Origin of the sequence: Streptomyces tubercidicus (assembly GCF_027497495.1) — a bacterium.
In the GTDB taxonomy this organism is placed as follows: domain Bacteria; phylum Actinomycetota; class Actinomycetes; order Streptomycetales; family Streptomycetaceae; genus Streptomyces; species Streptomyces tubercidicus.
Genome location: NZ_CP114205.1, coordinates 5,558,353 through 5,580,958, shown reverse-complemented (window position 1 = coordinate 5,580,958; position 22,606 = coordinate 5,558,353). Strand labels below are relative to the sequence as shown.

Annotated in this window: 21 protein-coding genes and 1 pseudogene; 9 read left to right on the top strand and 13 right to left on the bottom strand. The window is 69.8% G+C overall.

Going from position 1 to position 22,606, the window contains the following annotated elements; all coding sequences use genetic code 11:
- Positions 1 to 175: 175 nt before the first annotated feature.
- Positions 176 to 2,956 (bottom strand): pyruvate, phosphate dikinase, encoded by a 2,781-nt coding sequence (gene ppdK, locus STRTU_RS24230; RefSeq protein WP_246241457.1) that lies wholly within the window; start codon positions 2,954 to 2,956, stop codon positions 176 to 178.
- A gap of 427 nt (positions 2,957 to 3,383) precedes the next feature.
- Here ppdK and STRTU_RS24225 point away from each other — a divergent pair, with 427 nt between their 5' ends.
- Complete coding sequence (locus STRTU_RS24225; RefSeq protein ID WP_159746114.1) at positions 3,384 to 4,295, top strand: helix-turn-helix transcriptional regulator; 912 nt, start codon at positions 3,384 to 3,386, stop codon at positions 4,293 to 4,295.
- Positions 4,296 to 4,403: 108 nt separating this feature from the next.
- Here STRTU_RS24225 and STRTU_RS24220 read toward each other — a convergent pair whose 3' ends face one another.
- Together STRTU_RS24220 and dusB are read right to left on the bottom strand one after the other, a co-directional pair.
- Positions 4,404 to 4,976 (bottom strand): MarR family winged helix-turn-helix transcriptional regulator, encoded by a 573-nt coding sequence (locus STRTU_RS24220; RefSeq protein WP_167539197.1) that lies wholly within the window; start codon positions 4,974 to 4,976, stop codon positions 4,404 to 4,406.
- Between the two features lie 237 nt (positions 4,977 to 5,213).
- A complete protein-coding gene (dusB, locus tag STRTU_RS24215) occupies positions 5,214 to 6,341 on the bottom strand; it encodes a tRNA dihydrouridine synthase DusB (RefSeq protein WP_159746110.1) in 1,128 nt (375 codons plus the stop codon).
- A gap of 150 nt (positions 6,342 to 6,491) precedes the next feature.
- Here dusB and STRTU_RS24210 point away from each other — a divergent pair, with 150 nt between their 5' ends.
- Positions 6,492 to 7,946 (top strand): MFS transporter, encoded by a 1,455-nt coding sequence (locus STRTU_RS24210; RefSeq protein WP_159746108.1) that lies wholly within the window; start codon positions 6,492 to 6,494, stop codon positions 7,944 to 7,946.
- Between the two features lie 78 nt (positions 7,947 to 8,024).
- Here the strand turns inward: STRTU_RS24210 and STRTU_RS24205 are convergent, their stop codons facing one another.
- The 3 genes from STRTU_RS24205 to STRTU_RS24195 all read right to left on the bottom strand — a co-directional run bounded on the left by STRTU_RS24205 (position 8,025) and on the right by STRTU_RS24195 (position 10,270).
- The gene (locus tag STRTU_RS24205; protein ID WP_159746106.1) at positions 8,025 to 8,384 is read right to left on the bottom strand and encodes a hypothetical protein; all 360 of its coding nucleotides are present in this window, start codon (positions 8,382 to 8,384) and stop codon (positions 8,025 to 8,027) included.
- The gene (locus STRTU_RS24200; RefSeq protein ID WP_246241144.1) at positions 8,384 to 9,109 is read right to left on the bottom strand and encodes a DUF6232 family protein; all 726 of its coding nucleotides are present in this window, start codon (positions 9,107 to 9,109) and stop codon (positions 8,384 to 8,386) included. The genes STRTU_RS24205 and STRTU_RS24200 overlap by 1 nt, the downstream gene beginning before the upstream one ends.
- A gap of 225 nt (positions 9,110 to 9,334) precedes the next feature.
- Positions 9,335 to 10,270: a helix-turn-helix transcriptional regulator gene (locus STRTU_RS24195; protein WP_246241139.1), complete on the bottom strand. Its 936-nt coding sequence runs from the start codon at positions 10,268 to 10,270 to the stop codon at positions 9,335 to 9,337.
- A 122-nt stretch (positions 10,271 to 10,392) separates the two neighbouring features.
- Between STRTU_RS24195 and STRTU_RS24190 the strand changes: the two genes are divergently transcribed.
- The 3 genes from STRTU_RS24190 to STRTU_RS24180 all read left to right on the top strand — a co-directional run bounded on the left by STRTU_RS24190 (position 10,393) and on the right by STRTU_RS24180 (position 14,001).
- The gene (locus tag STRTU_RS24190) at positions 10,393 to 11,910 is read left to right on the top strand and encodes an MFS transporter (protein WP_159746104.1); all 1,518 of its coding nucleotides are present in this window, start codon (positions 10,393 to 10,395) and stop codon (positions 11,908 to 11,910) included.
- A gap of 233 nt (positions 11,911 to 12,143) precedes the next feature.
- Positions 12,144 to 13,148: an aldo/keto reductase gene (locus STRTU_RS24185; protein ID WP_159746102.1), complete on the top strand. Its 1,005-nt coding sequence runs from the start codon at positions 12,144 to 12,146 to the stop codon at positions 13,146 to 13,148.
- Positions 13,149 to 13,413: 265 nt separating this feature from the next.
- A complete protein-coding gene (locus tag STRTU_RS24180; protein ID WP_159746100.1) occupies positions 13,414 to 14,001 on the top strand; it encodes a TetR/AcrR family transcriptional regulator in 588 nt (195 codons plus the stop codon).
- 16 nt (positions 14,002 to 14,017) lie between these two features.
- Here the strand turns inward: STRTU_RS24180 and STRTU_RS24175 are convergent, their stop codons facing one another.
- From STRTU_RS24175 to STRTU_RS24160, 4 genes and pseudogenes are all read right to left on the bottom strand, one after another.
- Positions 14,018 to 14,518: an anthrone oxygenase family protein gene (locus STRTU_RS24175; protein ID WP_159746098.1), complete on the bottom strand. Its 501-nt coding sequence runs from the start codon at positions 14,516 to 14,518 to the stop codon at positions 14,018 to 14,020.
- Between the two features lie 123 nt (positions 14,519 to 14,641).
- Entirely contained in the window at positions 14,642 to 14,842 is a 201-nt protein-coding gene (locus tag STRTU_RS24170; protein ID WP_159746096.1) for an SCO3870 family protein, read from the bottom strand.
- A gap of 104 nt (positions 14,843 to 14,946) precedes the next feature.
- A pseudogene (locus STRTU_RS24165) lies at positions 14,947 to 15,393 on the bottom strand (LuxR C-terminal-related transcriptional regulator); the annotation flags it as partial.
- A 242-nt stretch (positions 15,394 to 15,635) separates the two neighbouring features.
- The gene (locus STRTU_RS24160) at positions 15,636 to 17,018 is read right to left on the bottom strand and encodes a glycine--tRNA ligase (RefSeq protein ID WP_159746094.1); all 1,383 of its coding nucleotides are present in this window, start codon (positions 17,016 to 17,018) and stop codon (positions 15,636 to 15,638) included.
- A 220-nt stretch (positions 17,019 to 17,238) separates the two neighbouring features.
- On the opposite strand from STRTU_RS24160, the gene STRTU_RS24155 reads away from it, so the two are divergent.
- The 4 genes from STRTU_RS24155 to STRTU_RS24140 all read left to right on the top strand — a co-directional run bounded on the left by STRTU_RS24155 (position 17,239) and on the right by STRTU_RS24140 (position 20,572).
- Positions 17,239 to 18,201 (top strand): metal ABC transporter substrate-binding protein, encoded by a 963-nt coding sequence (locus tag STRTU_RS24155; protein WP_159746092.1) that lies wholly within the window; start codon positions 17,239 to 17,241, stop codon positions 18,199 to 18,201.
- 32 nt (positions 18,202 to 18,233) lie between these two features.
- The gene (locus STRTU_RS24150; RefSeq protein WP_159746090.1) at positions 18,234 to 19,013 is read left to right on the top strand and encodes a metal ABC transporter ATP-binding protein; all 780 of its coding nucleotides are present in this window, start codon (positions 18,234 to 18,236) and stop codon (positions 19,011 to 19,013) included.
- A 79-nt stretch (positions 19,014 to 19,092) separates the two neighbouring features.
- The gene (locus STRTU_RS24145) at positions 19,093 to 19,992 is read left to right on the top strand and encodes a metal ABC transporter permease (protein ID WP_159746088.1); all 900 of its coding nucleotides are present in this window, start codon (positions 19,093 to 19,095) and stop codon (positions 19,990 to 19,992) included.
- Positions 19,993 to 20,143: 151 nt separating this feature from the next.
- Positions 20,144 to 20,572 (top strand): Fur family transcriptional regulator, encoded by a 429-nt coding sequence (locus tag STRTU_RS24140; protein WP_159746086.1) that lies wholly within the window; start codon positions 20,144 to 20,146, stop codon positions 20,570 to 20,572.
- Positions 20,573 to 20,653: 81 nt separating this feature from the next.
- Here STRTU_RS24140 and STRTU_RS24135 read toward each other — a convergent pair whose 3' ends face one another.
- From STRTU_RS24135 to STRTU_RS24125, 3 genes are all read right to left on the bottom strand, one after another.
- The gene (locus STRTU_RS24135) at positions 20,654 to 21,472 is read right to left on the bottom strand and encodes an isoprenyl transferase (RefSeq protein ID WP_159746084.1); all 819 of its coding nucleotides are present in this window, start codon (positions 21,470 to 21,472) and stop codon (positions 20,654 to 20,656) included.
- Between the two features lie 71 nt (positions 21,473 to 21,543).
- Positions 21,544 to 22,290, bottom strand: a complete 747-nt coding sequence (gene recO / locus STRTU_RS24130) for a DNA repair protein RecO (RefSeq protein WP_159746082.1) — start codon at positions 22,288 to 22,290, stop codon at positions 21,544 to 21,546.
- 68 nt (positions 22,291 to 22,358) lie between these two features.
- Positions 22,359 to 22,571: a hypothetical protein gene (locus tag STRTU_RS24125; protein WP_159746080.1), complete on the bottom strand. Its 213-nt coding sequence runs from the start codon at positions 22,569 to 22,571 to the stop codon at positions 22,359 to 22,361.
- Positions 22,572 to 22,606 lie beyond the last annotated feature (35 nt).

The window sequence follows — 22,606 nt, the reverse complement described above, 5'->3', positions numbered from 1 at the left end:
GGGCCACCGGCCACGCACCCGAAAGCGAGGGCGGCACCTCCGCACAGGTGCCGCCCTCGTCGGGGTGCCGGAGCCGACAGCCCGGCGGTGAGGGTGAGGGTGCCGTGACCGCCGGCTCCGGTGGGCTGTCAGGGACGCCGCGGACGCGCCAGGCGCCCGCGGTGCCCCGGTGGGGTCAGCGGCTGTCGCTGCCCTTGGACTCGGCGGCCGCCCGGCCCGCCTCCAGCCGTGCGACCGGGATGCGGAACGGGGAGCAGGAGACGTAGTCCAGTCCGGCCTCGTGGAAGAAGTGGACGGACTCCGGGTCACCGCCGTGCTCGCCGCAGACCCCGAGCTTGAGGTCGGGGCGGGTGGCCCGGCCGGCCGCGGCGGCGTTGCGGACCAGGGAGCCCACGCCGTCCTTGTCGATGGTCTCGAACGGGCTGACGCCGAAGATGCCCTTCTCCAGGTAGGCGGTGAAGAAGCTGGCCTCGACGTCGTCGCGGCTGAAGCCCCAGACCGTCTGCGTGAGGTCGTTCGTACCGAAGGAGAAGAAGTCGGCCGACTCGGCGATCTGACCGGCCGTGAGGGCGGCGCGGGGCAGCTCGATCATCGTGCCGAGGGTGAGCTTGAGGCTGACGCCGTGGGCCTTCTCGACCTCGGCGATGACCTGCTCGGCCTCCTCGCGGACGATCTCCAGCTCCTGGACGGTGCCGACCAGCGGAATCATGATCTCCGCACGCGGGTCGCCCTTGGCGTTCTTGCGCTCGGCGGCCGCCTCGGCGATCGCGCGCACCTGCATCGCGAACAGACCGGGGATGACCAGGCCCAGGCGGACACCGCGCAGACCCAGCATCGGGTTCTGCTCGTGCAGCTTGTGCACGGCCTGGAGGAGCCGCAGATCGTTCTCGTTGGCGTCCTTGCGGGCCTCGGCGAGCGCGACCCGCACCGACAGCTCGGTGATGTCGGGCAGGAACTCGTGCAGCGGCGGGTCCAGCAGCCGGACGGTCACCGGCAGCCCGTCCATCGACTCGAAGAGCTCGATGAAGTCGGCCTTCTGGAGCGGCAGCAGCTGGCTGAGCGCGGCGTCCCGGTCGGTCTCGTTGTCGGCCAGGATGAGGTGCTCGACCATCTCGCGGCGCTCACCGAGGAACATGTGCTCGGTGCGGCACAGGCCGATGCCCTGGGCGCCGAACCGGCGGGCGCGGCCGGCGTCCTCGGCGTTGTCGGCGTTGGCCCGTACGCGCAGCCGGCGCACCCGGTCCGCGTACGCCATGATCCGGTGGACGGCCTTGACCAGCTCGTCCGCGTCCTCGGCGCCGGCGTGCATCCGGCCCTCGAAGTACTCCACGACCGGGGACGGTACGACCGGTACCTCGCCGATGTAGACCTTGCCGGAGGAGCCGTCGATGGAGACGACGTCACCCTCCTCGATGACGGTGCCCTCGGGGGTCGTCATCCGGCGGGCCTTGGTGTCGACCTCCAGCTCCTCGGCGCCGCAGACACAGGTCTTGCCCATACCGCGGGCGACGACGGCGGCGTGCGAGGTCTTGCCGCCGCGGGAGGTGAGGATGCCCTCGGCGGCGATCATGCCGTTGAGGTCGTCGGGGTTGGTCTCGCGGCGGATCAGGATGACCTTCTCGCCGGAGCGCGACCACTTGACGGCGGTGTACGAGTCGAAGACGGCCTTGCCGACCGCCGCACCGGGGGAGGCGGCGATACCGCGGCCGATCATCTCGGACTTCGCGCCGAGGTCGAAGCGGGGGAACATCAGCTGCGCCAGCTGCGCGCCGTTGACCCGCTGGAGGGCCTCGGCCTCGTCGATCAGGCCCTGGTCGACGAGCTGGGTGGCGATCCGGAAGGCGGCACCGGCGGTGCGCTTGCCGACCCGGGTCTGCAGCATCCACAGCTTGCCGCGCTCAATGGTGAACTCGATGTCGCACAGGTCCTTGTAGTGCGTTTCGAGCGTCTCCATGATCTGCATCAGCTCGTCGTACGACGCCTTGTCGATGTTTTCGAGGTCGGCGAGCGGCACGGTGTTGCGGATACCGGCGACGACGTCCTCGCCCTGCGCGTTCTGCAGGTAGTCGCCGTAGACGCCCTGGTGTCCGCTGGCGGGGTCGCGGGTGAAGGCGACGCCGGTGCCGGAGTCGGGGCCGAGGTTGCCGAAGACCATGGAGCACACGTTGACGGCCGTGCCGAGGTCGCCGGGGATGCGCTCCTGGCGGCGGTAGAGCTTGGCGCGGTCGGTGTTCCACGAGTCGAAGACCGCGCGCACCGCGAGGTCCATCTGCTCGCGCGGCTCCTGCGGGAAGTCGCGGCCGGTCTCCTTGGCGACGATGTCCTTGAACTGCGCGACCAGGGTCTGGAGGTCGGCGGCGTCGAGGTCGATGTCGACGCGGACGCCCTTGGCCTGCTTGGCCTCCTCCAGCGCCTCCTCGAAGAGCTCGCCGTCGACGCCCAGCACGGTCTTGCCGAACATCTGGATCAGGCGGCGGTAGGAGTCCCACGCGAAGCGCTCGTCACCGGCCTGCGCGGCGAGGCCGGAAACCGATGCATCGGAGAGGCCGATGTTGAGGACGGTGTCCATCATGCCGGGCATGGAGAACTTCGCCCCGGAACGGACTGATACGAGCAGCGGGTCGTCGGCCTGGCCGAGCTTCTTGCCCATCTTCTGCTCAAGGGCATCGAGGTGCTGGGAGACCTCGGCACGCAGTGCCGCGGGCTCGGTGCCGCTGTCGAGGTAGACCTTGCAGGCTTCAGTGGTGATCGTGAAGCCGGGAGGGACCGGAAGCCCAAGGTTGGTCATCTCGGCGAGGTTCGCACCCTTGCCGCCTAGCAGGTCCTTGAGCTCCTTGTTGCCCTCGGTGAAGTCATAGACGAACTTCGTGGCCGAAGGCTGGGTTACGTGGGGATCTTGTGTTTCCGGCACGGCACTGACTCCTCGCCGACGGGCTGCCCTGACGGCGAGGAACATACCCAGATCGAAGGCGTATGGGTACGTCCACTTGGTCGACATACCCGTGTAACCAGTCGTCCGCCACCAGATCGAAAGTGATCACGCGTTTGGACCATGCTTCATTACCTGAATGCATCACTCCGCTACGCAGTCAAAGATGCGGATCTGTGCTACTCACTGCCACGAATGGCTTAATTACTCGAACACATGAAGCGTGGCACCCGGTGCCACCATTGGAGAGATGGAGCCCTCTTCCATCCGCTCATCTGAGCGCACCCCCTATCAGGGGTGGCGAGAATCACGCGCTCATGTGTGACCGGGTTCCATCATTTGGACCCACCGACGGCTACGTGATCAAGGAAAGCGTTCAGGGACGTATCCAGTCCCCTGACCCTGGTACCGGCGGTATCTGGAACCGGATCACGACGTCCCGCAAGATGGTGCCGTGTCCAGCACCCCACCCGGTTCCCCAGCCGCCACGGCCGCCCGGCGCGGTGAACTCGCCGCCTTTCTGCGGCTCCGCCGGGAGCGCATCACACCGGCGGACGTCGGACTGCCCGGCGGCCCGCGGCGGCGCACCCCGGGACTGCGCCGCGAGGAGGTCGCCCAGCGTGCCGGTGTCGGAGTGGCCTGGTACACGTGGCTGGAACAGGGCCGGGCCATCAACCCGAGTGTGCAGGTGCTCGATGCCATCGCCCGTGCACTGCTGCTCGGCCCGGCCGAACGCGAGCATCTGCACCGGCTCGCCGGGGTCCCCGACGCCGCGGCCCGCACACCGGCGGGGCAGCCGCTACCGCCGGAGGCCCAGACCATCCTGGATGCGCTGAATCCCTTGCCGACCGGCCTGGTGTCCGCCAGTTATGACGTGCTGGCGTTCAACGACGCCTATGCGGCGCTGGATCCCCGTATGGTGCTGCTGCCACCGGCCGACCGCAATGTGCTGTGGCGGCTCTTCACGGCGGACGAGGAGTGCCGGCCACTCGTCGACTGGGAGCGTGAGGTCTCCTTCATGGTCGGCCAGTTGCGCGCCGAATTCGGCCGGCGTCTGCATGACCCACACTGGCGCGCGTATATCCGGAAGCTCTCCGAGGCGAGCCCGCTCTTCGTGGAGATGTGGGCCCGGCACGACGTCACCGCCCTGGCCACCCACCGCAAACGATTCCGGACGGCCGACGGCCGCGAGGTCGCCATCACGGCGACCGGATTCACGACGACGGCCGTCCCGGACGCCAAGATGTGGGTCTATACGCCGGCCGACGGGGAGGCGGCCCAGGTGATCGGTGAACTCCTCGGCCGCTACCGGGAGGTCGGCGCCGCGGGGCTGGTGGCTGACGGCGCGGGCCGCCAGGGGAGCTGAACCGGCGCACCACTACGGCCCGCGACTCCCCCGCCTCCCGGACTGGCCGCTGTCTCCCGGCCCGGCTTCCGTCTCTGCCCCGGCCTCTGCCTCCTCCCGGCCCGGCCGCTACCTCTTGGCCCGCCGCCCGCTCCGCCGCGGACGCGGGTTCTGGCCGTCCAGCAGCTCCAGCCGCCGGTCCTCGCCCCGGGTTTCGATCTGCTCCACCACCCGGCGCAGCAGATCCGCCAGGTCCAGCGCCTCGTCGTCGCTCAGCCCCTCGGTGACGAAGACTTCCTCGGCGTTGAACTCCGGGAAGACCCGGGCCATCAGCCGCTCGCCCTCGGGCGTGAGCGCGAGCAGGGCGAGGCGGCCGTCGGCCGGGTGGTCCTTGCGTTCCAGCAGACCGCGGCTCTGGAGGGTGCGGGCGACGCCGGTGAGCGTGCCCTTGGAGATCCCGGCCTCCTCGGCGACCAGGCGGGTCTCCCGCTCGCCCCCGATCCACACCACCCACAGCACGACGAAGGAGGTCCAGGTCAGCTCGACGCCGCGCAGTACGGAGTTCTCGAAGTGCTGCCGTACCGCGGCCGCGGCACGGTAGAGGTGCGCGACCGCGGCCATCCGCTCATGGCGGACCGGGGTGTCCCCGATCTTGGCCTGCACGGCCCTCTCCGTATCCCCGATGGAACGGTGCCCGCTCACCACAGCGACTCCCTCGGCCTCTCGGGCGGGCCGGCCCGCTCCCTGCCGAACCGGGGGCGGGCGGCCGTACGAGCGCTCCCGTACGGGGTCAAACGGTAGGACGGCCCCCTCCTACCGGGCCGCTCCCGCGCGCCGACACGCCGCGCGGGTACACGGGTGCCGTAGGCCGGAGGGAGCGCGGCGGAGCGGCCGGCTCCCGGCGGGCAGGGCTCAGCCGCCCGAGGCATCCCGGCAGGCTCAGCCGCCCGAGGTGTCCAGCTCCGCGCCCGTGTCCACGCCCGCGCAGTCGTACGGGTCGTCCAGCCAGCCGTCCGGCAGGACGACCCGGTTGCGGCCCGACGTACGGCCGCGCGGGCCGTCCGCGCCCACCGGCCACGGCTGGTCCAGGTCCAGTTCGGACAGCAGCGCGTCCAGCTCGTCGAGAGAGGAGGTCACCGCAAGACCGCGGCGCATCTCGGAGCCGATCGAGAAGCCCTTGGTGTACCAGGCGACATGCTTACGGAAGTCGATCACGCCACGCGCCTCGTCGCCGATCCACTCGCCGAGGAGGGTGGCGTGCCGCAGCATGACGGCCGCAACCTCCTTGAGCGTCGGCTGGGCGAAGGTGCCGGTGCCCTCGAAGGCGGCGACCAGATCGCCGAACAGCCACGGCCGCCCCAGGCAGCCGCGCCCCACGACCACCCCGTCACAGCCGGTCTCCCGCATCATCCGCTGGGCGTCCTCGGCCGACCAGATGTCGCCGTTGCCGAGCACCGGGATCTCCGGGACATGCTCCTTGAGGCGCGCGATGGCGTCCCAGTCGGCGGTGCCGCCGTAGTGCTGGGCGGCGGTGCGCCCGTGCAGAGCAATCGCCGTGATGCCCTCCTCGGCCGCGGTCCGCCCCGCGTCCAGATAGGTGAGGTGGTCGTCGTCGATGCCCTTGCGCATCTTCATCGTCACCGGGAGCGCGCCCGCGTTCGCCACCGCCTCCCGGAGGATCGAGCGCAGCAGATTCCGCTTGTACGGGAGCGCCGAGCCGCCGCCCTTACGGGTCACCTTCGGGACCGGGCAGCCGAAGTTCAGATCGATGTGGTCGGCGAGGTCCTCGTCCGCGATCATGCGGACGGCCTTGCCGACGGTGTCCGGGTCCACGCCGTACAGCTGGATCGAGCGCGGCTTCTCGGTCTCGTCGAAATGGATCAGCTGCATGGTCTTCTCGTTGCGTTCGACCAGCGCCCGCGTCGTGATCATCTCGCTGACGAACAGGCCCTTGCCGCCGCTGAACTCCCGGCACAGGGTCCGGAACGGAGCATTGGTGATCCCGGCCATCGGCGCGAGGACCACGGGTGGCTGCACCGCGTGCGGACCGATCTGCAGCAGAGTCATGGCGGCGATACCTTCGGCTTTCTTCGGCTTCCGTTGGCGGGGCGGGCGGCTGCGGCCGTACGGGACCGGCCGCTGCGACCTCCCATTGTCCCGCACCTTGCGAGTGGCCCCGCCAGGGCCGGTGACGGTGGATCGTTGTAGCGTTCAAGCATGCCTGAGCTCAGTCGTCGACGGCGTCTTGTGGTGCTGGCGATCTGCTGTATGAGCCTGCTGATCGTCAGCCTCGACAACACCATCCTCAATGTCGCCCTGCCGTCCATCCAGCACGACCTGCATGCCTCGGTCGCCGGTATGCAGTGGACCATCGACGCCTACACCCTGGTGCTGGCGGCGCTGCTGATGCTGGCCGGCTCCACCGCCGACCGGCTCGGGCGGCGCCGGATCTTCATGATCGGACTGGTGGTCTTCGCGGCCGGCTCGCTGCTGTGCAGTCTGGCGCCGAGCCTGGAATGGCTGGTGGTCTTCCGGATGGTCCAGGCGGTCGGCGGCTCGATGCTCAACCCCGTCGCGATGTCGATCATCACCAACACCTTCACCGAGCCGCGGGAGCGGGCCCGTGCGATCGGGGCGTGGGGCGGTGTCGTCGGCATCAGCATGGCGGCCGGGCCGGTGATCGGCGGGCTGCTGGTGCAGAGCGTCGGCTGGCGCTCGATCTTCTGGATCAACGTCCCGATCGGCGCACTCGCGCTCTTCCTGACCCTGCGCTACGTCCCCGAATCACGCGCCCCCCGGCCGCGCCGCGTCGACCCCATCGGCCAGCTGCTGGTGATCGGGCTGCTCGGCTCGCTGACGTACGCGATCATCGAGGCCCCGGACGCCGGCTGGACGTCCCCGGAGATCCTGGCGTTCGTCCTGGTCGCGCTGGCCTCCCTGGCCGGTCTGATCGGCTATGAGCGACGCCGCCGCGAACCCCTCATCGACCTGCGGTTCTTCCACAGCGCACCGTTCAGCGGGGCCACGGTCGTGGCGGTCTGCGCCTTTGCCGCGCTGGCAGGTTTCCTCTTCATCAACACGCTCTACTTGCAGAACATCCGCGGCCTGTCCGCTTTGGACGCCGGGCTCTACATGCTCCCCATGGCCGGGATGACGCTGATCTTCGCGCCGGTCTCCGGACGGCTGGTCGGCAGCCGTGGCCCCCGTCTGCCACTGCTTCTGGCCGGTACGGCAATGGGGGCCAGCGGGCTGCTCTTCGCGGCCTTCCACGCGCAGTCGACGTACCCGCTGATGTTCACCGGCTACGTCCTGTTCGGCATCGGATTCGGCCTGGTCAACGCGCCGATCACCAACACCGCGGTGTCCGGGATGCCCCGCGCCCAGGCGGGGGTGGCCGCCGCTGTCGCCTCCACCAGCAGACAGATCGGCCAGTCCCTAGGCGTCGCGGTGATCGGCGCCGTATTGGCGAGCGGGGCACATGCCGCCGCCACTGCGGACGCCTTCCTCGCGGCCGGCCGCCCGGCGTGGTGGATCATCGCAGGCTGCGGCGCGGCCGTCCTGCTGCTCGGCGCCCTGACCACGGGCCGCTGGGCGAGGGCGACGGCCGCCCGCACAGCGGTGCTGTTCGAGGACGAGAGCCAAGAGGTCCGTACGGCGGGTGCGCGGTCGTAGGGGCGCTGCCGGGCGGACCGCGGTCCCAGGGGCGCCGACCGGCCCCTGGCACCATACGGAAGAGGTGCGCGCCGGTGCTTACTGCGTGCCCAGGAGTCCCAGCACCTTGTTGACGGCCTCGACGATCGGTACGCCGAGCGCGCCGAAGGTCGCGGCGATGCCCGCGACGGCATACAGCGCGCGATGGCGCTCCTGCTGCGGGACGTTCGCCTCGGCCCGGAGGGCGGGCAGCGAGTCATCGAGGGCAACAGCACCGGCCTGCGGCACCTGGGCACGCAACTCCTGTATCAGGGAGAGGAGTTCGCGGAGCGCCTCCTGGACGGCAGGCGCCAGATCCGGGGCCGGGGTGACGCGCTTGTCGATACCGACGTTGCCCGAACCGCCGTGCAGGGTGACGTGGTCACCGCTGCCCAGGTAGTAGTGCTGGTCCCCGCTCATCAGCTCGCCATCCCCACGTTGCCGGTACCGCCGTACATGTTGACGTTGTCCCCGAAGTAGTAGTGCTTGGGGCTGACCGAGACGGTGTTCACCCGCACCACGAACTCCGCCTCCGGGTTCTCGATCGCGTGCGCGATCTGGTGGGCGAGCCGCCGTAGTTGGTCCGGGTCGGGGCTGGTCACCACTGCGGTGGAGGAGCCCGTCGTCTCCACGGCCAGGACGAAGTGCGGGGCCGCGCTGAGCACCTTCAGCATCTCCACAAGGGAGTAGACCAGCGCGGCGCCCGCGGCGATCACCACGAGGGCGGTGAGCCCGCCGGAGTCGCTGTCGCTGCTCCCGAAGCCGCCGCCCATGGCCGACAGCAGGAAGAGGAAAACGGTGGCCAGCCCGAGGAGCAGCAGGCGTTTCACGAAGAGCACCACGGCGTCCTTGCGCCGGGGGTGGATGGTGAGCGTATACACCCGCGCGACGTTCTGGAGCGGGTAGTAGGCATCACCGATCCAGAGCAGCCGCTTGCTGACCCGCAGATCGACCCCGATGACCGGCTGGGCCACTGTCGGCGGTGCCACATCGGGGTGGGGATCGGCGGCAGTTGGCGGACCGGCCGGAGCTTGCGGCGGAGCGGCGGGCGGCGGCGGTGGGGCCGTGGGCGGCGGGCCCCCGGCGGTGTCCTGAGCCTGTGCCGACGTGTTCCACGACGGCTCCACCGGGTCGGTTGATGTCACGCGAGTCCCCCTCTGCAGACCTCATCGAGCGAGATCCAGTCACCTCGCGGCAATGAGATCCATTCATCTCTCGTTGTCGCACTGATGCGAGGGGATTCACTGTGTCAGATGTCTTACCAGAGAGGGAAGTTGATTCCTCATCGTCCTCCGGGAGGCTCGTCGGCCGTACGGGACCCCGCCCGCGCCCCTCGCCCATACGGCCGCCCCTCATCCGTACAGTCACGGTCACACCGCGGCGAGCGCCGCCGGTTCCGCCGCCACTTCCGCGGCCAGCTGCTCCAGCCGCTCCCGGGACATCTCGTCCACGGGCGTGTAGGACAGCAGCTTGGGGCCGGGGTTGGGCCCCGTCCACAGGCTGGTGGCGGTCAGCTGCAGCGTGCCCACCCGTGGATGCCGGAAGAGTTTGACGGAGCTGACCGGGCGGATGACCTCATGCTGCGCCCAGATCTCCCGGAACTCCGGCGAGGCGTCCATCAGCCGCGCGAGCAGCGCCTTCCAGGCCGGCTCGGCGACATGCTCGGCCATCGACGCCCGGAACTTGGCGGCCATCAGCCGCATCGTGCCCTCCAGATCGCCCACGCTCGCCCGCCACTCGGCATGGGTGAACGCCAGCCACATGCAGTTGCGGTCCTCCTCGGGCAGCGCATCCAGGTCGCACATCAGACGGCCGTACGTGCCGTTGTAGGCGAGGATGTCGAACCGGCTGTTCTGGACGACCGCGGGGAACGGCGCGAGCTGGTGCAGAAGCTGCCGCAGTTCACGCGTGACACCCGTGCACTCCGTGCCGCGCTTCGGATCGACCGCCCCCGCCAGCGCGAACAGATGACTGCGCTCGGCCCGGTCGAGCAGCAGCGCACGGGCCACCGCGTCCAGGACCTGCGGCGACACATGGATGTCACGGGCCTGCTCAAGCCACGTGTACCAAGTGACCCCCACCGCGCCCAGGTGCGCGACCTCCTCGCGGCGCAAACCGGGCGTGCGCCGGCGGCTGCCGCGCGGGAGTCCGACCTGCTCCGGCGTGATCCGCTCCCGTCGGCTGCGCAGAAAGGCGGCCAGCTCGGCCCGGCGGGCGGCGTCATCGCGCGGTGCGGTGCCGTACGGCGGGGCGGCGGGGCCACCGGGGCCTGTGGCAGTCTGCGACAGGGGCGAATGCACGGTCATGGGTCCAGGGTGCCGCAGGCCCGAGCCGGTTGCCAGGTAGCGCGGGTACCAGGATAAGAACACTCTGGTACCCGGTTGAGCGGTCGACGATCGTCGACTCCGTGAGCGATACCCGAGCGCAAATGACCACCACGGAAGCCCCCGCCACACCCCTTGGCGCCCCGACCACCACCCCGGATGCCGCGTTTCCGCAGACCCCGGCAACCCCGGAGGCACCGGCCGCCCCCACCCCCGCCCCACAGCAGCACCAGCGGACCACGACCGTACTGACCCCGCTCGGCCTGCTGACCGTGCTGCTGGGCGCGGCGCTTCCCCTGATCGACTTCTTCATCGTCAACGTCGCCCTGCCGACCATCGACCACGATCTGCACGCGGGCCCGGCGATGCTGGAGATGGTGGTGGCCGGTTACGGCGTCGCCTACGCGATGCTGCTGGTCATCGGCGGGCGGCTCGGCGACATGGTCGGCCGCCGCCGGCTGTTCCTGTGGGGCCTGGCCGCCTTCGGTCTGACCTCCCTGGCCTGCGGTGTGGCGCCGGACGCCTGGACGCTGGTGGCCGCCCGGGTCGCCCAGGGCGCCGCGGCCGCACTGCTGCTGCCGCAGGTACTGGCCACCATCCAGGCCACGACCACGGGCAAGCGGCGCGCCAAGGCCCTCAGCCTGTACGGCGGCACGGCCGGGGTGTCCAGCGCCGTCGGCCAGGTGCTCGGCGGGCTGCTGGTCTCCGTCGACCTGGCGGGCACCGGCTGGCGCGCGGTCTTCCTGGTGAACGTCCCGATAGCCGCCGCGGCCTGGCTGCTGGCCGCCCGTACGGTCCCCGAGACCCGCTCCCCGCACCCGGCACGGGTGGACGGCCCCGGTACGGCCCTGCTCGCCGCCAGCCTGATCACCCTGCTGCTGCCGCTGACCGAGGGCCGGGCGGCTGGCTGGCCGCTGTGGTCCTGGGTCCTGCTGGCCGTCTTCCCCTTTGCCGCCACCGCGTTCGTACTGGTCGAGCGCCGGGCCGAGCGCCTCGGCCGTACGCCGCTGGTCCCGCCCTCGCTGCTGCGCATCCCCTCCATGAACAGCGGACTCATCATGCTCGTTCCGTTCACGCTGGGCTTCGGCGGCTTCATGTTCGCGGTGGCGGTCGCCCTCCAAAACGGCCTGCACTTCGGCCCGTTCGCGGCCGGGGTGTCCCTGGCGCCGCTGTGCGCCGCCTTCTTCCTCGCCTCGCTCGCCGGTCCGCGGCTGGTGCTGCGGTTCGGGCGGCGGGTGGTGATCGCCGGTTCGCTGATCCAGGGCACCGGACTGGCCCTGCTGGCGCTGACCGTGCACGCGGGCTGGCCCGGGATCTCGGTGGCCGGCCTCGCGCCGGGCATGGCCGTCCTGGGCGTCGGGCAGGGCTTGGTGATGCCGGTGCTGATGCGCATCGTGCTGAGCGAACTGCCGGTCACGCAGGCGGGCGTGGGCGGCGGTGTCATGGTCACCACGCAGCAGTCCGGCCTCGCCCTGGGCGTGGCCACGCTCGGCACGCTCTTCCTCTCGCTGCTGCCGTCCATCGGCATCCGCGACGCCCTGCTCGCCACGCTGCTGACGCAACTGGCGATCGTCGCGGTCACCACCCTGCTCGCGCTGCGCCTGCCGCGAACTGTGCGCTGAGGCGCCTGATCCGCTGTGACGTGCCCTGACGTGCCCTGACGTGGCCTGACGTGGCCTGACCTGGGCTGATTCTGCACTAACTCCGCACTGCCCCCGCGCTGACCTCGCGCTGCACGAAATGACGGCTGACAGATATTGAAATCTGTCAGCCGTCATGTCATCGTGAGTACACGGCGGCGGTTCTCCATCCGCCTCACCCCTCATCGCCCTCCCGTCACCTTCAGGAGCACGCAGTGCAGACCCGCACCCTGGGCACCACCGGCCCGCAGACCTCCGCCCTCGGCCTCGGCTGCATGGGCATGTCGGCCCTCTACGGCGACAGCGACCGCAGCGAATCCCTCGCCACCCTTCACGCCGCCCTCGACGCGGGCATCACCCTGCTCGACACCGGCGACTTCTACGGCATGGGACACAACGAACTGCTGATCAACGAAGCCCTGCGCAGCGCCCCCGCGGCGGCTCGCGAAAAGGCGCAGATCAGCGTGAAGTTCGGCGCCCTGCGCACGGTCGAGGGCGGCTTCACCGGCTACGACGGCCGGCCGAACGCGGTCAAGAACTTCGCCGCGTACTCCCTCCAGCGCCTGGGCACCGACCACATCGACATCTACCGGATCGCCCGGGTCGATCCCGATGTCCCAATCGAAGAGACCGTCGGCGCGATCGCCGAGCTGGTCGAGGCCGGCCACGTCCGCCATATCGGCCTGTCCGAGGTGGGCGCCCAGACCCTGCGCCGGGCCGCCGCCGTGGCCCCGATCTCCGACCTCCAGATCGAGTACTCCCTCCTCTCCCGCGGCATCGAGGAGGCGATCCTGCCGACCGCCCGCGAACTGGGCATCGGCGTCACCGCCTACGGGGTCCTGTCCCGCGGCCTGATCAGCGGCCACTTCACCCGCGACCGCAAGCTCGCCGCGAACGACTTCCGAGGCAGGAGCCCGCGCTTTCAGGGTGAGAACCTCGACCGCAATCTCGATCTGGTGGACGCGCTGCGCAAGACCGCCGAGCAGAAGGGCGTCTCGGTCGCGCAGACCGCCATCGCCTGGGTGCTCTCCCGCGGCGCGGACATCGTCCCGCTGGTCGGCGCCCGCCGCCGCGACCGGCTTGCCGAGGCCCTCGGCGCCCTGGACATCACCCTGGACGCCGACGATCTGGCCGCGATCGAGCACGCCGTCCCGGCCGGCGCCGCCGCCGGCGACCGCTACCCCAGCGACCAGATGGCCCACCTGGACAGCGAGCACTGACGAACGGGGAGGCGGACGAGTAACGGCGAGGCGGTCCCATGGGGACACGGATCACCGGGCCACCGGATCACCGGGCCACCGGGCCACCGGGCCACCGGGCCACCGGGCCAGCAGGCCACCCGGCGTGCGCCCACCGCAGCAGGTACGGGGCAACGCCAGGTACCGTCCGTACGTACCACCATCCCCGCCCCATCACGCCCTGGCCGGCGCCCCACCCCGTCGCCGCCCCGTGACCGCCCGCTCTCCCGAAAGGCCGCCCCGTCCCATGCCCCCCGAGACGTTGACCCCAGAGCGCATCCTCGAAGCCACCGAGGAGGTGCTGCGCCGCTACGGCCCGGCCAAGGCCACGGTCGTGGATGTGGCGCGGGCCCTGGGCGTCAGCCATGGCAGCGTCTACCGCCACTTCCGTACCAAGGCGGCGCTGCGGGAAGCGGTCACGGAACGCTGGCTGGACCGTACGAGCCAGGAGCTGTCGGTCATCGTCGCGGCGGAAGGACCGGCCCCGGAGCGGCTGGACCGCTGGCTGACCGCCCTGTTCGAGGCCAAGCGGCACAAGGCCGGAGACGATCCCGAACTCTTCGCCACCTATATGACATTGATCGGAGAGAGCGGCGGTGTGGTCGACCGCCATATCACCGACCTCGAAGCCCAGCTCACCTCCATCATCGAAGCCGGCGTCAGCGAGGGCGACTTCCACACCCCCTCCCCCGCCACCACCGCCCGCGCGGTCTTCGACGCCACCGGCCGCTTCCACGACCCGTGTTACGCCCCCGAGTGGTCCCGCCCCGAGATCACCGCCGACTTCGAAGCCGTCCGCGGCCTGGTCCTGCGCGGCCTGCGCATAGATACCTGAGCAGCACCGCCGGCCGCTACGCCTGGCCTGCCGTGCCATGCAGAAAGAGGGCCCAGGCGAGGACGCCGAACGCTGCGGTGTGGAGGGCGGCGCGGACGATGTTCCAGGTCACCCAGCGGCCCTCGAAGACGGCCCTGGCGGCCCTGACCCGGCCGTCGTCTTCCGTATCGGCCTTGTCGAGGGCGTTGTTGAGCGGGACATTGACGCCGCTGGTGACGAAGAACCCCGCCAGGTAGAGCACCAGCGCGGCAAGAATCCAGGGCAGGGCCACCCGCCCGTGGCCGTTCCAGGAAAGGACGGTGGCAAGGATGAGCAACGGCATCGGCAGCAGGAAGGGGAGCAGGAACCAGCCGTTGAGGATGGCCCGGTTGATGTGCTGCATAGCCCGTACGAAGGAGCGGTCGCCGGAACGGGCCAGACCGGGCATCACCGCGTAGGCGAAGGCGGCGAAGAGGCCGGCCATCAGGCCCGTGCCAAGCGTCGCGACCAGGAGCGTGACGGTCTGCAGGGCTCTCATGGCTCCTCCGTATCCGGTACGTGGTCCCGACCCTACCGAGAGCGGCCACGGAACCGGTCCCACCGGCGGACGCGCAACGGGCGCCGGGGCTGCTGCCCGGACGCCCGTCGGCATCCGTGGAACTCAGTCCGAGTTCTGCTGCCGGTAGCGGACCCACGTCACGACCGTCAGGCATGCCGTGGTCCACATCAGGACACTGGTGGTGGCCACGGACTCGACGTACGGCTCGTAACCGTTCGCGCGCAACTGGAGCGCGAGGAAGCCCAGGGCCGTACCGAACATCGCCAGCCCGGTGGACAGGGCGGCAAAGGGAGGCTGTTTCATTTCAACTCCTTCGAACTGTGAGTGCCGACAAGATGATCGACAAGCCTATAGGCGATCTCATACACCCAGGGCCTGCATGTCGCGGGCAGCACCGATCATCCCAACTACCCTCCCACGCCCAGGAAATGAAGCACCGCGAGCACCCTGCGGTGATCGGCGTCCGCCTTCGGCAGATCCAGCTTGGCGAGGATGTTGTTGATGTGTTTGGCCACCGCGCTCTCGCTCACCACCAGTTGCGCGGCGATGCCCGCATTGGAACGGCCCTCGGCCATCAGGGCGAGGACATCCCGCTCCCGGGCCGTCAGCCGCTCCAGCGGATCGCTCGCCCGTCGCACCAGCAGCTGGGCGACGACCTGCGGGTCCAGCGCGGTGCCGCCCGCCGCCACCCTCCGCAGCGCCTCGATGAACTCCTCGACATCCGCGACCCGTTGTTTGAGCAGATAACCCACCCCGCTGGTGTTCGTCGCCAGCAGATCGGCCGCGTACCGCTCCTCGACGTACTGGGAGAGCATCAACACCGCAGTGTCCGCCCACTTCTGACGAATCGCCAAAAGCAGAGGCCCTGGGACGCCTGAAGCACCCCAGGCACCTGAAGCCCCAAGTCACCTAGGGCACGGCCGAACAGAACCCGTAAGGGAGGCACGGGCCCCCTCGGGACCACAACGCGGCAGGGCAAGGGGATATTCCGCGCGCACACAAAAACGCCGGCCCGGCCCGGAAATTCCGAGCCCGACCGGCGCTTGAGGTCACAGGTGGGCGCCGCCCACAAAGAACCGGCGCCGCCCCGCGAGGTCTAGCACCCGAGGAGGCGTGCCCCCAGGTACCCCTGGATCTGGTCCAGGCTGACGCGCTCCTGCTTCATGGTGTCGCGCTCGCGCACCGTGACCGCGTTGTCGTCGAGGGTGTCGAAGTCGACGGTGACGCAGAACGGGGTGCCGATCTCGTCCTGGCGGCGGTAGCGGCGGCCGATGGCGCCCGCGTCGTCGAACTCGATGTTCCAGTTCTTGCGCAGGTCCGTGGCCAGCCCCTTCGCCTTCGGCGACAGCTGCGGGTTGCGGGACAGCGGCAGCACCGCGACCTTGACCGGCGCCAGGCGCGGGTCGAGCCGCATGACGGTGCGCTTCTCCATCTTGCCCTTGGCGTTGGGCGCCTCGTCCTCGATGTACGCGTCGAGCATGAAGGCGAGCATCGCGCGGTTCACACCGGCCGCCGGCTCGATGACGTACGGAGTCCAGCGCTCGCCGGCCTCCTGGTCGAAGTAGGAGAGGTCCTGGCCGGAGGCCTTGGCGTGCGCCGACAGGTCGTAGTCGGTGCGGTTGGCCACGCCCTCCAGCTCGGAGAACTCGGTGCCGCCGAAGTTGAAGCGGTACTCGATGTCAGCGGTGCGCTTGGAGTAGTGCGAGAGCTTCTCGGCCGGGTGCTCGAACCAGCGGATGTTCTCCTCGCGGATGCCGAGGTCGCGGTACCAGTTCCACCGCTCGGCCATCCAGTACTCCTGCCACTGCTCGTCCTCGCCCGGCTTGACGAAGAACTCCATCTCCATCTGCTCGAACTCGCGGGTCCGGAAGATGAAGTTGCCGGGCGTGATCTCGTTGCGGAAGGACTTGCCCATCTGCGCGATGCCGAACGGCGGCTTCTTGCGGGAAGTCTGCTGCACCTGGGCGAAGTTGGTGAAGATGCCCTGGGCCGTCTCGGGGCGCAGGTAGGCGACCGAGGCGGTGTCCTGGGACGGGCCGAGGTGGGTGGAGAGCAGGCCGGAGAACTGCTTGGGCTCGGTGAAGCCGCCCTTGTTGCCGCAGTGGGGGCAGTTGATGTCCGCCATGCCGTTCTCGGGGAGCCGGCCGTGCTTGGCCTCGTACGCCTCCTCCAGGTGGTCCGCGCGGAAGCGCTTGTGGCAGGAGGTGCACTCGGTGAGCGGGTCGGTGAAGGTGGCGACGTGGCCGGACGCCTGCCAGACCTCGGGGGCCAGGATCACCGACGAGTCGATGCCGACGACGTCTTCGCGCGAGGTGACCATGGCGCGCCACCACTGGCGCTTGATGTTCTCCTTGAGCTCGACGCCCAGCGGACCGTAATCCCAGGCAGCGCGGGAGCCGCCGTAGATCTCACTGCACGGATAGACGAAGCCACGGCGCTTGCTCAGGCTGACGATGGTATCGATCTTGTCGGCGGCCACGGTGCTCTCTTCATTACGACGACGAACGATGGATGGGCGGCGCCCTGGCGTCCCGATGAGGGGGTGGTCAAAGACGTGCGGGCGAATAGTTCAGGGTACCGGCGGCCGTACCCCCTGGATCAAATCGGTTCCGGCCTCACTGTCGTCCCCACTGTCGCCCCGCTCACACCGCCCCACTTGTTGTTGACAATCGTTTCCAACTTTGTTGAACATGAGTGTCATGAACATACGCCGTCCTATATCCACCGCGACCCTCGCCGGAGTCTCGGTGCTCGGCCTGCTGGCGCTCTCCGCCTGTTCCCCCTCGGGCGGCGCCCGCACCGAGGACGGCAAGCTGCGAGTGACAGCGTCCTTCTACCCCATGGAATTCCTCGCCCAGCAGATCGGCGGGAAGCACGTCGAGGTGACCAGCCTCACCAAGCCGGGGGCCGAGCCGCACGACCTGGAGCTCTCCCCGCAGCAGACCGCCCAGCTCGGCGAGTCCGGCGCCGTCGTCTACCTCAAGGGCCTGCAGCCCGCCGTGGACGAGGCCGTCAAGCAGTCCGGCGCCAAGCACGTCGCCGACGCGGCCGCCCTCACCTCCCTCGAAGAGCACGGCACCGAGGTCGACGGTCACCACCACACCACCGGTGACAACCACTCCCACTCGGAGTCCGAGGGCGGCAAGGACCCCCACATCTGGCTCGACCCGGTGAAGTACGCCGAGGTCGCCAAGGGCGTCAACAAGACCCTCGCCCAGGCCGACCCGGACCACAAGGCCGACTACCAGAAGAACACCAACGCCCTGGTGAAGAAGCTGGACGGGCTGAACACCGCGTTCAAGGACGGCCTGAAGAAGCGGTCCTCCGACACCTTCCTCACCACCCACGCCGCCTTCGGCTACCTCGCCGAGCGCTACGGCCTCACCGAAGAGGCCATCAGCGGACTCGACCCGGAGGCCGAGCCCAGCGCCAAGCGCATCAGGGACCTGCACACCCTCGCCAGGGAGCACCACGTCTCCACGGTCTTCTTCGAGACGATCGCCAACCCGGCCACCGCCAAGGCCCTGGCCGGCGACCTCCACCTGAAGACCGATGTCCTCGACCCGCTGGAGGGGATCAACGCCAAGTCCCGCGGCAAGGACTACTTCGGTGTGCAGCGCGCCAACCTCGCCGCACTGCAGAAGGCGCTCGGCAGTAAGTGACGGACACCGCACCGCACGTGACGGAGATCACCATGAACGAGTCGTCCACCCCGCCGGTGATCGACCTGCGCGGCGCCACCGCCTCGCTGGGCGCCCGCCCGGTGCTGCGCGGCGTCGATCTGACCGTGCGGTCCGGTGAGGTCGTCGCGCTGCTCGGCGCCAACGGCTCCGGCAAGTCCACCGCCGTCCGCTCCGTGATCGGCCAGGTCCCGCTCACCGGCGGTGAGCTGGCCCTCTTCGGCACGGAATTCCGGCGGTTCCGGGACTGGGCCCGGATCGGCTACGTCCCGCAGCGCACCACCGCGGCGGGCGGCGTGCCCGCCACCGTCCGCGAGGTCGTCACGTCCGGCCGGCTGGCCCGTACGAAGCTGGGCATCCTGCGCAAGGCCGACCGGGCCGCGGTGCACCGGGCGCTGGAGCTGGTCGGCATGGCCGACCGCGCCAAGGACTCCGTCAACGCGCTGTCCGGCGGGCAGCACCAGCGGGTGCTGATCGCCCGTGCGCTGGCCGGCGAACCGGAACTGCTGATCATGGACGAGCCGATGGCGGGCGTCGACCTGGCCAGCCAGGAGGTGCTGGCCGCCGCCCTGCGCGAACAGGTCGGCCGCGGCACCACCGTGCTGCTCGTGCTGCACGAGCTGGGCCCGCTGGAGCCGCTGATCGACCGCGCGGTGGTGCTGCGGGACGGCTGCGTCGTCCACGACGGCCCGCCGCCCGAGGCCGTGGGCCAGCACGCGCTGCCCGGCCACGACCATGTCCACCCGCACGCCGACCAGGCCGCGGAACCGATCCGGACGGGGCTGCTGAGCTGATGCTGCGATCTTCGGGGGACGACCCCCGCACCCCCAGCCGACACCCGAGCACCGGCGCTCGTTCGCGAGGTGGAGCGACATGGAAATCCTGAACTACGCCTTCATGCAGCGGGCCCTGATCGCCGCCCTGATCGTCGGCATCACCGCCCCCGCCATCGGCATCTACCTCGTCCAGCGCCGCCAGGCCCTGATGGGCGACGGCATCGGCCATGTCGCGCTGACCGGCGTCGGCCTCGGCTTTCTGCTCAACACCAGCCCCATCTGGGTCGCCACCGCCGTCGCCATCGCCGGCTCCGTCGTCATGGAGCTGATCCGCTGGTACGGCAAGACCCGCGGCGACCTCGCCCTGGCCATGCTGTTCTACGGCGGCATGGCGGGCGGTGTGATGCTGATGAACCTCTCCGACGCGGGCTCCAACGCCAACCTCGGCACCTACCTCTTCGGCTCGATCACCACCGTCTCGCCGCAGGACATGACGACGATCTACGTGCTGGCCGCCCTGGTGCTGGCGATCACCATCGGACTGCGCCGCCAGCTCTTCGCGGTGTGCCAGGACGAGGAGTTCGCCCGGGTGACCGGCCTGCCGGTACGGCTGCTCAACCTGCTGGTCGCCGTCACCGCCGCGGTCACCGTCACCGTCGCCATGCGCGTCGTCGGTCTGCTGCTGGTCAGCGCCCTGATGGTGATCCCGGTCGCGGCCGCCCAGCAGATCAGCCGCAGCTTCGCGGTCACCTTCTCGGTGGCGGTGGCGATCGGTGTCGCGGTCACCCTTACGGGCACCGCCACCTCGTACTACGTGGACGTCCCGTCCGGCGCCACGATCGTGCTGTTCGCCATCGGACTGTTCATCGTCTTCACCGGACTCGCCGCACCGCTCGCGAAAAAGCGTGCAAGGGCTGCCGCAGAAGCCTCGAAGGGGTGCACTCTGGAGGTACCCGGCGACCGCACGGCCACGGACGATGTGAGCGTGACCGGGTGAGCACGGGCGGCGGCACGCCGGCGCACGCCGTCGGCCGACAGATGCGCGTACCGGTAAGCGTCTCACCGGTGGGCCGGGCATCAGCTGGCACAATGGCGGGACGCACGTGCAGGGGGAAATCCTGACGTACTGACGTCCTAGGGAGGCAACGGTGGCGACGAGCGCGGGATCTCCGGTACGCGGCCGGTCGACGCGGCAGCGGACCGCGGTGTCGGCCGCACTCGACGAGGTCGACGAGTTCCGCAGTGCGCAGGAGCTGCACGACATGCTCAAGCACAAGGGCGACTCCGTCGGGCTGACCACGGTCTACCGGACGCTGCAGTCCCTCGCCGACGCCGGTGAGGTCGATGTGCTGCGCACCAGCGACGGCGAGGCGGTCTACCGCCGGTGCAGCACCGACGATCACCACCACCACCTGGTGTGCCGGGCCTGCGGCAAGGCCGTCGAGGTCGAGGGCCCCGCGGTGGAGAAGTGGGCCGATCAGATCGCCCAGGAGCACGGCTTCCAGGACGTCGCGCACACCATCGAGATCTTCGGCACCTGCGGCGAATGCGCCGCGCGGGCCGACGGGAAGCAGTAGCGCCAGTACGGACGACAGCGTGAAGGGCCGCCTCCGACGACCGGAGGCGGCCCTTCACACGTCTGCCCGCAGGCGCCGCCGTCAGGTCGCGGTCTCGCCCTCCGCCAGCTGCGCGCCGCCGAACCTGCGGTCCCGCTTGGCGTACTCCAGGCACGCCTCCCACAGGTTCCGACGGTCGAAGTCCGGCCACAGAATGTCCTGGAACACCATCTCCGCGTACGCGCTCTGCCAGATCAGGTAGTTCGAGGTGCGCTGCTCACCCGACGGCCGCACGAAGAGGTCCACGTCCGGCATGTCCGGGTAGTACATGTACTTCGCGATGGTCTTCTCGTTGACCTTCGACGGTTCCAGCTTTCCGGCCCGCACATCCGCCGCGATGGCCGCCGCCGCATCCGCGATCTCGGCCCGCCCGCCGTAATTCACGCAGAAATACAGCGTCATCGCGTCATTGTTCTTGGTCTGCTCCTGGGCGATCTGGAGCTCCTGCACAACCGACTTCCACAGCTTCGGCATCCGCCCGACCCAGCGGATACGGATACCCAGCGCGTCCATCTCGTCACGGCGCCGCCGGATCACATCGCGGTTGAAGTTCATCAGGAACTTCACCTCGTCGGGCGACCGCTTCCAGTTCTCCGTCGAGAAGGCGTACAGCGAAAGGTTCTTCACGCCCATTTCGATGCAGCCCTTGAGCACGTCCATGACGACGCCCTCGCCGACCTTGTGCCCCTCGGTGCGCGGCAGCCCGCGCTCCTTGGCCCACCGGCCGTTGCCGTCCATGACGACCGCCACATGGTTCGGGACGAGCTCACCGGGGATCTTCGGCGGCCGCGCACCGGAAGGGTGCGGCTCCGGCGTCACATACTCACGTCGATTACGGCCCAGAATCCCGCGTCGTGCCATGCGGCCCACTTCTCCTATGTGTCTTGAGGGCGTTTGTGTCTTGAGGGCGTTTTGCCTTGAGGGTGGTTTCGCTATTTCTCTACGTACCGGAGAGAGCGCAGGCCCCGCTCCAGATGCCAGTGCAGATAGGCCGTGACGAGGCCGCTGCCCTCCCGGGCATGACGGGCCTCGCAGGCGTCCGCGGTCTCCCAGTCGCCGGTCAGCAGCGCGCTCAGGAGCCCGATGGCCTCAGAGGAGGGTACGACGCTCCCGGGCACCCGGCAGTCACCACAGGTCACCCCGCCCGACGCGACCGAGAAGAACCGGTTGGGGCCGGGCAGCCCGCACCGCGCACAGCTGTCGAAACTCGGCGCATAACCGTTGACGGCGAGCGAGCGCAGCAGGAAGGCGTCCAGCACCAGATGCGGCTCATGCTCCCCGCGGGCCAGCGTCCGCAGCCCGCCGACCAGCAGCAGATACTGCTGTACGGCGGGCTCGCCTTCATGATCGGTGAACCGCTCGGCGGTCTCCAGCATGGCCGTCCCGGCCGTGTAGCGGCCGTAGTCGGTGACGATCCCGCCGCCGTACGCCGCGATCGTCTCGCTCTGCGTACACAGCGGCAGCCCGCGCCCGATCAGCTCGCTGCCGCGGGCGTAGAACTGCACATCGACGTGCGAGAACGGCTCCAGCCGCGCCCCGAACTTCGACTTCGTCCGCCGCACCCCGCGGGCCACCGCACGGACCCGGCCGTGCCCCCGGGTGAGCAGCGTGATGATCCGGTCCGCCTCACCCAGCTTCTGGGTGCGCAGCACGATGCCGTCGTCGCGGAACAGACTCATGGCGCCATTCTCGCGCATGGGCGGGGGCGGACCGGCCCGGGTGCCTCCTCGGCCCCCTCAGTCCCGGCTCAGTCCCTGTCCCCCCGGGAGTGCTCCGTCAGGGCGTCGGTGAGCTGCCGGGCGACCTCCATCGAGCAGCGCCCGAGTTCGACCAGCGGCGGAATGTAGCGGTGCGCGATCGATACGGGGTCGGGGCGGAGCGAGGGCAGCACGACTCCGGCACGGGCCAGGGCTTCACGCAATTCCGTCGTCACGGCTTCTACTTCCTTGATCTGCTGCATGAGCGTCCGCACTTTCCGTGAGGGGTTTCACTGTT

Coding starts and splice junctions, on each gene's coding strand:
- STRTU_RS24145 (WP_159746088.1), top strand. CDS start 19,093: ATGGAAATCCTGAACTACGCCTTCATGCAGCGGGCCCTGATCGCCGCC.
- dusB (WP_159746110.1), bottom strand. CDS start 6,341: ATGACTCTGCTGCAGATCGGTCCGCACGCGGTGCAGCCACCCGTGGTC.
- STRTU_RS24135 (WP_159746084.1), bottom strand. CDS start 21,472: ATGGCACGACGCGGGATTCTGGGCCGTAATCGACGTGAGTATGTGACG.
- STRTU_RS24155 (WP_159746092.1), top strand. CDS start 17,239: ATGAACATACGCCGTCCTATATCCACCGCGACCCTCGCCGGAGTCTCG.
- STRTU_RS24210 (WP_159746108.1), top strand. CDS start 6,492: ATGCCTGAGCTCAGTCGTCGACGGCGTCTTGTGGTGCTGGCGATCTGC.
- STRTU_RS24170 (WP_159746096.1), bottom strand. CDS start 14,842: ATGAAACAGCCTCCCTTTGCCGCCCTGTCCACCGGGCTGGCGATGTTC.
- STRTU_RS24125 (WP_159746080.1), bottom strand. CDS start 22,571: ATGCAGCAGATCAAGGAAGTAGAAGCCGTGACGACGGAATTGCGTGAA.
- STRTU_RS24205 (WP_159746106.1), bottom strand. CDS start 8,384: ATGAGCGGGGACCAGCACTACTACCTGGGCAGCGGTGACCACGTCACC.
- STRTU_RS24195 (WP_246241139.1), bottom strand. CDS start 10,270: ATGACCGTGCATTCGCCCCTGTCGCAGACTGCCACAGGCCCCGGTGGC.
- STRTU_RS24190 (WP_159746104.1), top strand. CDS start 10,393: ATGACCACCACGGAAGCCCCCGCCACACCCCTTGGCGCCCCGACCACC.
- ppdK (WP_246241457.1), bottom strand. CDS start 2,956: ATGTTCCTCGCCGTCAGGGCAGCCCGTCGGCGAGGAGTCAGTGCCGTG.
- STRTU_RS24180 (WP_159746100.1), top strand. CDS start 13,414: ATGCCCCCCGAGACGTTGACCCCAGAGCGCATCCTCGAAGCCACCGAG.
- STRTU_RS24150 (WP_159746090.1), top strand. CDS start 18,234: ATGAACGAGTCGTCCACCCCGCCGGTGATCGACCTGCGCGGCGCCACC.
- recO (WP_159746082.1), bottom strand. CDS start 22,290: ATGAGTCTGTTCCGCGACGACGGCATCGTGCTGCGCACCCAGAAGCTG.
- STRTU_RS24175 (WP_159746098.1), bottom strand. CDS start 14,518: ATGAGAGCCCTGCAGACCGTCACGCTCCTGGTCGCGACGCTTGGCACG.